The organism is Dyadobacter koreensis (assembly GCF_900108855.1).
GTDB classification, from domain to species: domain Bacteria; phylum Bacteroidota; class Bacteroidia; order Cytophagales; family Spirosomataceae; genus Dyadobacter; species Dyadobacter koreensis.
Genome location: NZ_FNXY01000002.1, coordinates 854,498 through 868,230, shown reverse-complemented (window position 1 = coordinate 868,230; position 13,733 = coordinate 854,498). Strand labels below are relative to the sequence as shown.

Sequence of the window (13,733 nt, the reverse complement as noted above, 5' to 3'; positions counted from 1 at the left end):
TAAAAATTTTAGTGAATATGAAAAAGCTTTTAAGATTATTATATCTGGCCCCGGTGGCCCTGCTCTTTGCCTCTTGTGACAACGGGTTTGAAGAAATGAACGTAAACCCAAACGCTTCCACTTCGGTAGTACCGGGTTTCCTTTTTACGAGAGCACAATTAACAACTGTAAGCAACAATTATACAGGCGCGGCTTATTTGACCATCGGTGGATCCATGCAGCATTTTGCTACTTACAAAGAAGTTCCTGGTGCTGGCGACAAGTATTTTAACTTTTCTTACTCGACAGGAAGCTGGGCGCTTTATGGTGGTGATCCTGCTACGGCTGGCGCTGTTATTGACATCGAGCAGGTAATTGAAGCAGTAAAGACCGTACCGGCTGATGTCAACAAGCTTTCTGTTGCTCGTATATGGAAAGCATATCTGTACCACAGATTGACGGATTTGTATGGTGATGTTCCTTACAGCGAAGCAGGAAAGGCACTTACAGACAAAAACTACACGCCTAAATACGACGAACAATCTGCGATTTATGCAGATATGCTGAAAGAACTTGAACAGGCGATCGGCGCTTTTGATCCGGCTCAGGCAACTTTCGGCACTTCCGATTTGATTTACGGAGGTGACATTGCAAAATGGAAAAAATTCGGTTATTCTCTGATGTTGCGTCTGGGTATGCGCCTGACGCAGGTAGATGCCACAATGGCAAAAACCTGGGTTCAGAAAGCAATTGCCGGCGGTGTAATCACAAGTGACACTGACATTGCAACGATCGCTTATGTAGACGGGTCAGTAACTGCGAGCAGAAACTTTATTTCAAGCGGTCTGATGGGAACTGATTACGTTTCGCCGGGCGGAGATAATGTGGAAGGCGGAAAATTTGCTAAAACGTTGATCGATCATTTGAAAACAACAAAAGATCCGCGTTTAAATGTGATTTCCGTGGTTTGGGTAAAACCAACTTCTGCTTCTGCTTACGTTGCAGATACTGCCACGGCTTTGCAAAAAGGTATGCCGAATGCTGCATTCAACTCGTTGCCTCCTGATTTTGATTCTTACTCAGAGCCAAATCCAAACACGATCCTGAAATACAATGCTCCACTATTGGTTTTCACAACAGCTGAAACACACTTGCTTTTAGCGGAAGCTGCGGTAAGAGGATGGTATACAGCAACAACTGCGGAGGCTGAATACAAAAGCGCCGTTACTGCGGGTATGAAACAATGGACACTATTCGGAACTGCCGGTGTAATCTCTGATGCTAAAATCAATGCTTACATCGCTGCAAATCCTTACAAAACTTCCGGAACTGTTGAAGAACAGATCGAACAAATTTCAACTCAGAAATGGGTGGCTTTGTTCCTTGAAGATGAATACGAAATCTTCTCGAACTGGAGACGTACAGGATATCCTAAACTGACACCAACTAACTATCCAGGAAACCTGACAGGCGGAAAAATCCCGACAAGATTCCAGATTCCTGATTCAGAGGGTATTTACAACGAAGCCAACTTCATCCAGGCAAGAACAAGACAAGGTGGTACAAACAGCCTGTCAAGCATTGTTTGGTGGGATAAATAATTGCCGCAAATTCTTTTTTTTTCAATTAATAATAGCCGTATGAAAACAGAACGCAGATCAATCCTCAAAAAATTATTCGCCTCGGTAGCTGGTGTAACAGGTCTTGGCATTGCATCTTCCCAAGCAAAAGCTTTAGAGGCAGCACCTGAAAAGGAAGTTGGAAATGTTGTGAACCACCAGGATGTACCGCTGTTTTCAGGGCATACGAAATTCAATAATATGGTTTTTATTGCTGGTAAAGGAGCCCACTTTGAGGGAGACATTAAAGCACATACAAAGCATGTTCTGGACGAATTGGAAAAAGAATTAATTGCCGCAGGATCTTCGATGAAGAAAGTTTTAAAATGCAGCGTATTCCTTCATGATCTTAACGATTACAAGGCTATGAATGAGGCTTACAAAGGTCGTTTTGGCGACAAACCGCCGGTTCGCACAACGGTTGCCGTTTATGGCGGCGTACCAGGAAACTCGCTTGTAGAAATCGACTGCATCGCTTATATCTAGCAAAAAATCACATATCACTGAGATGATCTCCCCGGTCACTCAGTGATATTTTTATTTCTATCCCTAACCATTCAGTGCCGCAAATCATGCTTAGCAGAAGAAAACTCATCAAACGCCTTTCTACCGTTCCGCTTTTAAGTGGCCTGGCTGGAGGAGCGATTCCTTTTCAATCGGCCCTGGCCGCGACAGGACCGAAAGTGCCCGCACCAAGAGATTTATTTAAAGAATTGGGCGTCCGCACCTTTATCAATGCTGCCGGAACGCTCACCTATATGACCGGTTCCTTAATGCAGGATGAAGTTCTTGAAACGATCAATTATGCATCGAAAGAATTCTGTATGCTTGACGAATTACAGGACAAGGTCGGCGAGAAAATTGCAAAACTTGTTCACTCCGAAGCAGCCGTTGTTACTTCCGGTGCTTTTTCCGGAATGACCTTGGGGCTTGCAGGAATTTTGACCGGAATGGATCTTAAAAAAGTAGAACAATTACCGCATCTGGAATATACCGGCATGAAGTCGGAAGTGATCTGCCAGAAAGGTCATGATATTGTTTACAACCACGCTTTGACCAATACCGGCTGTAAAATGATCATGGTCGAAACCGTTGAAGAACTTGAAAAGGCGATTAACGAAAGAACAGCTTTGATGCACTTTCTCCATATCCAGTCGGATCAGGGAAAAATTATGCATGAAGAATGGGTTGCAATCGGTAAAAAACATGGCATTCCAACTTCAATAGATATCGCTGCCGACGTCCCTCCGGTTGAAAACTTGTGGAAGTTTAACGACATGGGTTTCAGCTTTGTAGTAGTGTCTGGCGGCAAAGCCATGAGAGGACCGCAAAGTGCTGGTTTACTTATGGGTAAAAAAGAAATTATCGCTGCTGCGCGTCAGCACATGCCGCCCCGTGGATTCAACATCGGACGTGGTATGAAGGTGAACAAAGAAGAAATTTTGGGAATGTATGTGGCGTTGGAAAAATTTATCAATCAGGACTATGACAAGCTCTGGAGAGGTTGGGAAACGAGCATTGCCCTGATCGAAAATACTGTAAAATCCATTCCGGGGATTTCAACAAAGGTGACGGTCAATCCGCTGGGAAATCATACGCCTACTTTGAAGATCAGCTGGGATGTAAGCAAAACAAAACTTGAAGGAAAAGATTTAATGGAAGCCATGAGAAAAGGAAATCCTTCGATCGAAGTGGGCGGCGGAGGCAAAGATGCTGTCAATGTGACGGCGTGGATGTTAAAACCCGGGCAGGACAAAATCGTCGCTGCAAGATTAAAGGAAGAACTTTCAAAAGTATCCTGAGCTGTAATGAATTATCAAAATATAGAAATTAATACCTTCTGAAAGTTTAACGCCTAAGGCGATTTTGAAAAGAATTGCAGATGTAAATAACTATTCCTAAATCCTTAACAAATGAAAAGAATAATCTTATCAATTTGCCTTTTGGCTGGTTGCTGCTGCATTTCCGCAAATGCTCAGAAATACAGCATACTCATTAAAGGAGGACATGTAATTGATCCTAAAAACAATATTAACGGGATCATGGATGTGGCGCTTAACGGGGATACTGTTAAAAGTGTTGCAAAAAACATTGATCCCAAACTTGCTGTGCAGGTCGTGGACGCTAAGGGAATGTATGTGACACCGGGCCTGATCGATATGCACTCGCATAATTTTTTCGGCACTAAAATGGACCAGACTTACAGCAACGGACCAAACGCGCTTCCACCGGATGGTTTTACTTTTCGCACTGGTGTAACAACAGTAGTAGATGCAGGCTGTGCGGGCTGGAAGTCCTTTCCCGATTTCAAAAGACAGACTATTGATATTTCTAAAACCCGTGTTTTGTCATTTCTGAACATTGTTGGTGAAGGGATGCGCGGCGGGACTTTCGAGCAGAATATCGCTGATATGGACCCGGTAAATACTGCACGTGTCGCCAAAGAAAACCCTGACTATATTGTCGGCGTAAAGCTGGCTCACTTCAACGGTCATGACTGGACGCCAACTGATAAGGCCGTTGAAGCAGGAAAACTTGCCAATATTCCTGTTATGATTGACTTTGGAGGAAGTACTCCTGTACTTTCTATCGAGGAATTATTCATGCAGCATCTGCGTCCGGGTGATATCTTCACGCATTGTTTTGGCCAATTATCGAGCCGTGAGCCAATACTGGATGTTAAAACCGGTAAAGTAAAACCATTTGTTTACGAAGCACGTAAAAAGGGGATTTTATTTGACGTTGGTTACGGCGGTATCAGTTTTGCATTTTCTCAGGCAATCCCGGCAGTTAAAAGCGGATTTTATCCAAATACAATTAGCACCGATATCCATACCGGAAGTATGAACGCAGCGATGAAGGATATGCTGAATGTGATGTCCAAATTTTTGGCCATGGGTATGGATCTTCAAAGTGTGATCAAAGCCAGCACATGGGCACCGGCTCAGGCAATTCACAGAGAAGAACTGGGCAGCCTGACCGTAGGCGGACTTGCTGACGTCGCTGTTTTACGCGTTTTGAAAGGTAATTTCACAATGAACGACACCGGTGTTTTTGGGTTCGTTGACTATACCGGAACAAAAATTACGGGAAAAGAAAAACTTGAATGTGAGTTGACAATCCGTGCCGGAAAAGTAGTTTATGATTTAAATGGGATTATATCTCCGCTTGTTGTTACCAAAAGAAATTAAATAGATTTTAGTAAATCAGGGGGGTTTTTGACTTATAATATTTGGATTGTTTGCCGCGCTACTACCTGGCAAACGATCCAAATTCAGTATATCAGCCCTCAGTAAATTTGAATAAATTTCATGAAATTTAAATACATCGTTGCCGCAGCGCTTTTATTTAGCCTAAGTTTTTCCGGCCAGTCTCAGGCACAAACGATTTCCAAAGAAGAACTTATTTTCTTAACCTCAGAATGGAAAGGTGAAAGATTCCCGGACGGCCGGCCAAAGGTTTCTGATGACCTAATCCGCCGGGTCAAAGAAATAGCGATCGAAGAGGCCTGGGTTGTTCTGCAAAACGAAGGATATAACTGCCAGTTTGATGGAAACTGGAAAATGATACATCAGGATGTGCCGGTTGCCGGCCGCGCACTTACAGCTCAGTTTATGCCATCACGCCCGGATGTCGAGAAAAGTATTAAAGAACGTGGCGCAAAAAATGGTCGCATTGGGAATACTAATTCCTGGCCAATCGACCAGCTTTCCAAAGGTGATGTTTACGTCGCTGATGGGTTTGGGAAAATTGCCCAGGGAACACTGATCGGCGATAACCTTGGTAATTCAATTTTTGCAAAAACAGGTAATGGGGTAATCTTCGATGCATCTTCCAGAGATCTTGAAGGTTTATCAAAAATAGAAGGATTTAATGCTTTTGTACGTGAATGGGACCCCTCCTACTTGAAAGATGTTGTATTGACCGGATTAAATACGCCGATCCGTATTGGTCGCGCGATTGTTCTTCCAGGCGATCTTGTTTTGGCTAAAAGAGAGGGAGTTATTTTTATTCCTGCACATTTAGCTGAAAAAGTGGTTATAACGGCTGAATTTATTGCCTTAAGAGATAAGTTCGGAATTTTGATGCTTAAAGAGGGAAAATATACACCCGGACAGATCGATAGCCAATGGTCGGATAAATTGAAAGAAGACTTCCTGAAATGGCTGGATAAAAATCCAAAGGAAATTCCGATGAAACGTTCTGATCTTGACGAATACATGAAAAAAAGAACCTGGTAATACGTAAGGAAGAAAATATGAAGTAATAATCTCCTGTTTTCTTCCTTTAAATGCATCCATTTAAAAATTGCATAATTAACATAATTTTATGAACATTTATAAGCTCTTGTCTGGTGTTGCTATTTTGTGTCTGGTCGTTGCACTTTACCTTGCCGTATCAGGAAATCTTGATCAGGCTGGTCCTTTTTTTATTGGTTTCTTTCTTGCGCTGGCCATCAGTTTCAGAGGTTCGGATTCGCTTAAAGGATTTACTTATACAACAATTATTTTCGCTGCTGTCACCACAGCTTTATATTATCCTCAATATTTCCAGGAATTTAATGGTTTCAAATTTGCCGTTTTAATTACTCCACTTATCCAGATTATTATGTTTGGGATGGGAACCTCGATGAGTTTTGATGATTTTGTGGGTGTCGTAAAAATGCCGCGCGGTGTCTTTATTGGCGTGGTAAGCCACTTCTTGATCATGCCGCTTTTAGGATTTACGCTTGCAAGTGTAAGTGGTTTCCCTGCTGAAATTGCTGCCGGAATTATTTTGATCGGATGTTCGCCAAATGGTATGGCTTCCAATGTTATTTCCTATCTGGCAAAAGCAAACCTTGCACTTTCAATTACGATCACGGCGATTTCAACCATGCTCGCTCCGGTAATGACGCCCATGTTAATGAAACTTTATGCGGGTGCATTTATTCAAATTGACATGCTGCATATGATGTGGGATATTGTTAAAATGGTAATTATCCCGATCGGGGCAGGACTGATTTTCAATAAATTGTTCAGCGGAAAAGCGAAATGGCTTGATGATGCCATGCCTCTGGTATCGATGTCCGGGATTGCATTTATTATTGTCATCATTACCGCTGCAGGAAGAGACAGTTTGCTGACAATCGGACCGGCATTGATTGGATTAGTATTGATCCACAACTTATTAGGCTACACGCTCGGTTATTTCTCCGGAAAATTATTCAAAATGAGCGAGCGCGATTGCCGTACCATTGCTATCGAAGTGGGTATGCAAAATGGAGGCCTGGCATCGGGTATCGCAAAAGAAATGGGAAAAATGGCAACTGTCGGTTTAGCACCTGCGGTATTTGGACCATTAATGAATATCACCGGATCAATCCTGGCATCCTACTGGCACAGAAAGCCGACAGGTGACGAGGAGACTTATGTGGAGACCGGTAGAGCACATTAATTGATACGACGCCCTTTTTAGCCCTGAAAGGGCGTCGTATTTTAGGATGGGGCAACGCCCTATTGGATTGGCCGATTGGATTCGGAATTAACAATTCGGATGTGGGAATTCGGAATTGTATAACTCCCACATTCCGGATCAATCGGGCGATGCCCGATTCTAGGATATTACACCCTTTCAGGGCTAAATTTAATTAATCCTCTTTTAAGATTAATTGCATGAAGACGAGGTCTAACCATTGGTCGAATTTGTAGCCTACCTCCCTCAAATACCCTTTTTCTACAAAACCATATTTTTTGTGAAATTCAATGCTTCCCCGGTTCGAGGCATCAATACCTGCGATCATAGTATGCAGTCCTGATTCCTTTGCTCTTTGGATTAAACTTCCCAAAAGCCTTCCTCCTACGCCAATTCCTCTGGATTTCTCGTTAAGATAAATCGAATGTTCCACACTGAATTTATAACCGATTTTCGGCCGGAAAATATTGTAGGATCCATATCCGATTACTTCTCCTTCAAATTCTGCCACGATAACAGGCATACCGTCTGCGATCATTTTTTCAAACCAGGCCGTTTGCTCTTCGAGCGTCCTGATTTCATAATCATATATGGCAGTCGATGTAAGAATAGCGTGGTTTATTATTTCCAAAATAACCGGTAAATCACGGGGAGCAGCATTTCTTATGATAAGATCCATTAAAAGCAGATTCTTTTTGAGGTGTTAAAAGGACAAATTCAAAGTTAGCTCATAATTAGTAAAACTTTCACAGTTTCCCTATCATCCAAAATCAGGATCAAAGTAATTTTTTTTTTGAAACTCCATTTTTTCCAATAGCTTTACGGAAACTTTAGGGGTGTCCCGTATGCGGACTGAGATAATACCCTTTGAACCTGATGCAGTTAGTACTGCCGATAGGGAAAAGTAAGAGATACCGCCAACGTATCTTAATGAATCTTTCGCAAGGTCCATTCCTGAAGTTTTTATCATAAAACAGTTTTTCAGAATGGAAATCAGCATTAATCAGCAACGTACAGAAATTCCCGAAAGCTTCTCGGTCGAACAGCTTTTGTCCTTTTTGTTCGCAGATTCCAAAAAAGGAATTGCCATTGCCATCAACCAGGCCATCGTACCAAAGACTGAATGGCCTGTCCGTATTCTTCATCCCGAAGACAAAATAACCCTGATCAGAGCAACTCAGGGCGGCTAATTCAAAAAAAGGACATATTCCAAAAACTTTCCTTCAATCCATATGGCTAATCGCAAACGCTAACAGCCATCTAAAATCCATTCATCCATGAAAATTGAAAAGACGCCCAACACCGAAATAATTACCCGTACACCTTTTCCAAAATCTACAAAGATTTACGTGAAAGGGCAACTTCATGACATATCCGTAGCGATGCGTGAAATAGCGCTTACAGATACCAAAGTACATGGAAAAGCAGGTTTAGTTGAGAAAAATCAGTCCGTAACGGTGTACGATACCAGCGGTCCTTTTACTGATCCAAACATCGAAATCGATGTAAAAAAAGGACTTGAACCATTAAGAACTTCCTGGATTTTAAACCGCGGCGATGTAGAGCAACTGGATTCGATTTCTTCTGAATATGGTACAAAAAGAAAAAACGATAAAAGCCTTGATTCATTAAGATTTGCACATATCAGTAAACCGCTACGTGCCAGAGCCGGCCAGAATGTTTCTCAATTGCATTATGCAAAAAAGGGAATCATTACGGCAGAAATGGAATATATCGCAATTCGCGAAAATCAGCGTATTGAAGAACAGATTAGGGAATTAAACGGAAAAGCCAATACACTGTGTCATCAGCATGCCGGACATAGTTTTGGAGCAAACACACCTAAAAATCTCATCACACCAGAATTTGTGCGAGCAGAAGTAGCTGCCGGAAGAGCAGTTATTCCGGTCAACATCAATCATCCGGAAAGTGAACCAATGATCATTGGCCGCAATTTCCTGGTAAAAATCAACGCGAATATTGGAAATTCCGCTGTTTCGTCGAGCATTGAAGAAGAAGTAGAAAAGGCGGTTTGGGCGTGTCGCTGGGGCGCAGATACGATCATGGATTTGTCAACCGGAAAAAATATTCACGAAACCCGTGAATGGATTATCCGAAATTCTCCGGTTCCTATCGGCACGGTTCCAATTTATCAGGCTTTGGAGAAAGTAAACGGAAAAGCCGAAGATCTAACCTGGGAATTGTTCCGGGATACTCTAATCGAACAAGCCGAACAAGGTGTCGATTATTTCACAATTCACGCGGGTGTTTTGCTCAGATATATCCCGTTGACAGCCAGACGCATTACCGGAATTGTTTCCCGTGGCGGCTCGATTATGGCAAAATGGTGCCTGGCACACCATAAGGAAAACTTCCTGTATACGCATTTCGAAGAAATCTGCGAGATCATGAAAGCGTATGATGTCGCATTTTCGTTAGGCGATGGATTACGGCCGGGATGTATCGCAGATGCCAATGATGCGGCGCAATTTTCGGAACTGGAAACTTTGGGTGAACTGACAAAAATTGCCTGGAAACATGACGTCCAAACCATTATCGAAGGTCCCGGTCACGTGCCGATGCATTTGATCAAGGAGAATATGGAGAAACAACTGGAGCATTGTCAGGAAGCACCGTTTTACACCTTAGGACCATTAACTACGGATATTGCTCCTGGTTATGACCACATCACTTCGGCTATCGGCGCGGCGATGATTGGGTGGTTTGGTACAGCGATGCTGTGTTATGTAACTCCGAAAGAACATTTAGGTTTACCCAATAAAAAAGATGTAAAGGATGGTGTGATCACCTACAAAATCGCAGCCCACGCTGCCGATCTGGCAAAGGGACACCCGGGTGCGCAGTATCGCGACAATGCATTAAGTAAGGCTCGCTTCGAATTCAGATGGGAAGATCAGTTTAATCTGTCACTGGATCCGGACACTGCAAAAGAATTTCACGATGAAACTCTGCCTGCCGAAGGTGCCAAAATCGCGCACTTCTGCTCCATGTGCGGCCCTAATTTCTGTTCAATGAAAATCACTCAGGATGTAAGGGACTATGCGGAAGAAAACGGATTGATGGAAGAAACTGTGCTGGAAGAAGGTATGCAGGAAAAAGCAAGAGAATTTGCTATCAAGGGCAGCGAAATCTATTTATAATGAAACTATTAGCCATATCCAATCCTGAATTTATCCCTGACGAGGCTGAGCTAATCAACAGCCTTTTCAGGGAAGGATTGGTGTGTTTACATATTCGGAAACCTGAAAGCAGCGAAGACAAATTCAGAGCACTGATTAATAGAATCGATCCGGATTTTATTGACAGAATTGCGATTCATCAGCATCATAACCTTACGGAAGAATTTGGAATCAGGAGACTTCATTTTACGGAGAAAGACAGAAAAATGGTCGATCCTGAAATTCTAAAAACCTTGAAATCTAACACCTTTCTTCTAAGCACATCGATCCATGATTTAGCCGAAATGGATAGTCTTTCGCCGTATTTTAACTATGCGCTTTTTGGGCCGGTATTTGACAGTATTTCTAAAACGGGTTATAAACGTGTTTTGCCAGATGATTTCTATATTAAATCTGAAAGTAAGAAAATAACCTTAATCGGATTGGGTGGAATTTCGACTGAAAATCTTGAAATAGTGCGTGAAATGAATTTTGACGGGGCGGCTATTTTAGGAATGCTATGGAGGGAACCGGAAAATGTAATTGCCAAATTTCGGGAAATACGGGACGTGGTTAATGTAATGAATTGATATGGAAACAATCATGAAAATCCTGAATCAACACGAAAACCACAAACCACCGCAAAACCACGAATCAACTTGGAAACCACAATCCACATGGAAACCACCAATAAACATGGAAACCACGAACCGCCGCGAAAACCGGGCGATGCCCGATTCTAAAATATGTAAGCCCGTTGGGCTTTTCCCGTGGGAAACAATAAGATATTTTAAATTCTAGTTTGAGCTAGATTTTCGTTGTTCCAACGACCCTGACGGGGGTCGCATATCTTAGCCCGGGGTTTTACCCTGGGACTTCGGGGCGAATGAACAATCCACAACAATTATTCCGAATACAAAAATTTAATTAAATCAGCCATGATCGATAAACTCCAATTTATATCAAACCAAACGAATGACCTCAACCACCTCGAAAGCATCAAAATTGCATTGGATGCTGGTTGCCGTTGGATACAGCTTCGTATGAAAGATCAACCCTTCGAAACTGTTCTCGCAACAGCCGTCGATGCAAAACATATTTGTGATAATTATTATGCAAAACTCATCATCAATGACTTCCCATTTATTGCCAAAGAAATTGATGCTTACGGCTTGCATCTTGGCCTGAACGACATGCAGATAGCTCACGCAAGAAAAATTGTTGGAAAAAAAATGGTTATCGGAGGAACGGCTAATACGCTGGAAAATATCCTGGCCCGGATCAAAGAAGGTGCGGATTATGTAGGTCTTGGCCCATTCCGATTTACATGTACCAAACAAAATCTGAGTCCGGTTTTAGGTATTGAAGGATACCGTAATCTTGTGGAATCACTTAAAAATCTGAAACACACAATTCCACTGATTGCGATTGGCGGAATTAAACAAGAAGATATTCCCGAAATTCTCGAAACCGGCATGTATGGAGTCGCCATATCTGGTTCGATCATAAATGCTGCAAATCCGAAAAATATGGTTTACAAAATCAATAAAGTATTATGTTAAAAATAGCTGACAAAGAATTTTCCTCGCGATTGTTTACTGGTACGGGAAAATTCAGTTCATCAAAACTAATGGAAGATGCATTGACTGCCTCTGGTTCAGAACTCGTAACAGTCGCGTTACGCAGGGTTGATATGAATAGCCAGGACGATGACATACTTATGCATTTAAATCATCCGAAAATAAATCTCTTACCTAATACTTCGGGCGTGCGGACAGCCAAAGAAGCGGTCTTTGCCGCACAACTGGCAAGAGAGGCTTTGGAAACAAACTGGCTCAAACTGGAAATTCATCCGGATCCAAAATACCTGATGCCTGACCCGATCGAAACACTACTGGCAACGGAAGAACTGGCCAAACTCGGTTTCATCATTCTTCCTTACATCCACGCAGATCCGGTTTTATGCAAGCGTCTGGAAAATGCGGGTGCCTCGGCCGTCATGCCGCTCGGATCGCCCATTGGAAGTAATAAGGGATTAAAAACAATTGATTTTCTTGAAATTATCATCGAACAAAGTAATGTTCCCGTAGTCGTTGACGCCGGAATTGGTTCGCCTTCGGATGCCGCAAAAGCGATGGAAATTGGTGCGGACGCGGTTCTGGTTAATACAGCCATTGCCGTTGCAGGTAATCCGGTTCAGATGGCGATTGCTTTCAAGATGGCCGTCGAAGCAGGCAGAATGGCTTATCACGCACGATTAGCAAAACAAGGAAATCATGCCATTGCAAGCAGCCCTTTAACCGCTTTTTTAGATGAAGAATTTTAAAGATTTATTCGAAACTTACAGCTGGGAGGAGGTTAAGGAAAGTATTTATTCCAAAACAAAAACGGATGTTGAACAGGCTCTCCATGCAACAAAACGATCTTTGGAAGATTTTAAAGCCCTCGTCTCACCTGCCGCGGCAAAGTACCTGGAACCAATGGCACAGCTTAGCCAGCAGTTGACACGGAAGCGGTTTGGAAAAGTTATCCAGCTTTATATTCCACTTTACTTATCGAATGAATGCACCAATATTTGTACCTATTGCGGGTTCAGTCTGGATAACAAAGTGCGTCGAAAAACGCTTTCGGACGAAGAAATTTTAAAAGAGGTTGCTGTCATTAAAGCACTTGGTTATGAGCATGTATTACTCGTGACCGGTGAAGCGAATCAAACGGTGCACGTTGAATATTTTAAAAGAGTACTAAAATTAATCCATCCTTACTTTGCCCAGATTTCTATGGAAGTTCAGCCGCTGGATACCGGGGAATATACCGAACTCATTCCATTGGGTTTGACTTCGGTGTTGATCTATCAGGAAACTTATCATAAAGAAGATTACAAAAAGCATCATCCAAAAGGAAAAAAATCTAACTTTAATTACCGTTTGGAAACGCCGGATAGATTAGGTCGGGCAGGTATTCATAAAATGGGATTAGGTGTTTTAATCGGTTTGGAAGATTGGCGGACAGATAGTTTTTTTACAGCACTGCATCTGAATTATCTGGAAAAAACATATTGGCAAACCCGTTACAGTTTGTCATTTCCAAGACTTCGCCCCTTTTCTGGCGGGCTGGAACCGAAAGTAGAAATGAATGACCGCGAACTGGTGCAACTCATTTGTGCCTATCGTTTGTTCAATGAAGAAGTAGAAATTTCGTTATCAACCCGGGAATCAGAAAAATTCAGAGACCATTGTGTTCAGTTGGGGATAACTTCTATAAGTGCAGGATCTAAAACAAATCCAGGTGGATATGCCGTTGAACCCGAGTCTTTGGAGCAATTTGAAATATCAGATGAAAGAAGCCCGGAGTTGATCTCGGCAATGATCAGGTCAAAAGGATATGAGCCTGTCTGGAAAGATTGGGACAAGTATTTTGTTAGTTAGGTAACACAGAAATTTGTAGGTCACAGCGGTTTACAGAATAATTGAGGGTTAAACAAACAATAATTCTAAAAGAA

General features: G+C 42.3%; 13 protein-coding genes and 1 riboswitch. Of the genes, 12 read left to right on the top strand and 1 reads right to left on the bottom strand.

Going from position 1 to position 13,733, the window contains the following annotated elements; genetic code table 11:
• The first annotated feature begins 17 nt into the window (after positions 1-17).
• The 6 genes from BMY70_RS08190 (at position 18) to BMY70_RS08165 (ending at position 7,034) form a co-directional block, all read left to right on the top strand.
• On the top strand, positions 18-1,580 hold the full coding sequence (locus tag BMY70_RS08190) for a SusD/RagB family nutrient-binding outer membrane lipoprotein (protein ID WP_090334441.1): 1,563 nt from the start codon (positions 18-20) through the stop codon (positions 1,578-1,580).
• Between the two features lie 39 nt (positions 1,581-1,619).
• Positions 1,620-2,084 carry a RidA family protein gene (locus BMY70_RS08185; RefSeq protein ID WP_090334794.1) on the top strand — a complete coding sequence of 155 codons (465 nt, stop codon included), beginning with the start codon at positions 1,620-1,622 and terminating at the stop codon, positions 2,082-2,084.
• Between the two features lie 86 nt (positions 2,085-2,170).
• A complete protein-coding gene (locus BMY70_RS08180) occupies positions 2,171-3,400 on the top strand; it encodes an aminotransferase class V-fold PLP-dependent enzyme (RefSeq protein WP_090334438.1) in 1,230 nt (409 codons plus the stop codon).
• 111 nt (positions 3,401-3,511) lie between these two features.
• The gene (locus BMY70_RS08175) at positions 3,512-4,789 is read left to right on the top strand and encodes an amidohydrolase/deacetylase family metallohydrolase (RefSeq protein WP_090334436.1); all 1,278 of its coding nucleotides are present in this window, start codon (positions 3,512-3,514) and stop codon (positions 4,787-4,789) included.
• Between the two features lie 120 nt (positions 4,790-4,909).
• Positions 4,910-5,839 carry an RraA family protein gene (locus BMY70_RS08170; RefSeq protein WP_090334433.1) on the top strand — a complete coding sequence of 310 codons (930 nt, stop codon included), beginning with the start codon at positions 4,910-4,912 and terminating at the stop codon, positions 5,837-5,839.
• An 88-nt stretch (positions 5,840-5,927) separates the two neighbouring features.
• On the top strand, positions 5,928-7,034 hold the full coding sequence (locus BMY70_RS08165) for a bile acid:sodium symporter family protein (protein ID WP_090334430.1): 1,107 nt from the start codon (positions 5,928-5,930) through the stop codon (positions 7,032-7,034).
• Positions 7,035-7,227: 193 nt separating this feature from the next.
• Here BMY70_RS08165 and BMY70_RS08160 read toward each other — a convergent pair whose 3' ends face one another.
• Complete coding sequence (locus tag BMY70_RS08160) at positions 7,228-7,731, bottom strand: GNAT family N-acetyltransferase (RefSeq protein WP_090334426.1); 504 nt, start codon at positions 7,729-7,731, stop codon at positions 7,228-7,230.
• A 143-nt stretch (positions 7,732-7,874) separates the two neighbouring features.
• Positions 7,875-7,970, top strand: a riboswitch (TPP riboswitch).
• 68 nt (positions 7,971-8,038) lie between these two features.
• On the opposite strand from BMY70_RS08160, the gene thiS reads away from it, so the two are divergent.
• The 6 genes from thiS to thiH all read left to right on the top strand — a co-directional run bounded on the left by thiS (position 8,039) and on the right by thiH (position 13,659).
• Complete coding sequence (thiS, locus tag BMY70_RS08155; RefSeq protein WP_090334423.1) at positions 8,039-8,242, top strand: sulfur carrier protein ThiS; 204 nt, start codon at positions 8,039-8,041, stop codon at positions 8,240-8,242.
• An 87-nt stretch (positions 8,243-8,329) separates the two neighbouring features.
• Positions 8,330-10,213 (top strand): phosphomethylpyrimidine synthase ThiC, encoded by a 1,884-nt coding sequence (thiC, locus tag BMY70_RS08150; protein ID WP_090334421.1) that lies wholly within the window; start codon positions 8,330-8,332, stop codon positions 10,211-10,213.
• Positions 10,213-10,821: a thiamine phosphate synthase gene (locus BMY70_RS08145; RefSeq protein ID WP_090334418.1), complete on the top strand. Its 609-nt coding sequence runs from the start codon at positions 10,213-10,215 to the stop codon at positions 10,819-10,821. The genes thiC and BMY70_RS08145 overlap by 1 nt, the downstream gene beginning before the upstream one ends.
• Positions 10,822-11,169: 348 nt before the next feature.
• Positions 11,170-11,793 carry a thiamine phosphate synthase gene (locus BMY70_RS08135; RefSeq protein WP_218148610.1) on the top strand — a complete coding sequence of 208 codons (624 nt, stop codon included), beginning with the start codon at positions 11,170-11,172 and terminating at the stop codon, positions 11,791-11,793.
• Positions 11,787-12,557 carry a thiazole synthase gene (locus tag BMY70_RS08130; RefSeq protein WP_090334413.1) on the top strand — a complete coding sequence of 257 codons (771 nt, stop codon included), beginning with the start codon at positions 11,787-11,789 and terminating at the stop codon, positions 12,555-12,557. Before BMY70_RS08135 ends, BMY70_RS08130 begins: the two co-directional genes overlap by 7 nt.
• Positions 12,544-13,659 (top strand): 2-iminoacetate synthase ThiH, encoded by a 1,116-nt coding sequence (thiH, locus tag BMY70_RS08125; RefSeq protein ID WP_090334410.1) that lies wholly within the window; start codon positions 12,544-12,546, stop codon positions 13,657-13,659. The genes BMY70_RS08130 and thiH overlap by 14 nt, the downstream gene beginning before the upstream one ends.
• Positions 13,660-13,733: the final 74 nt, after the last annotated feature.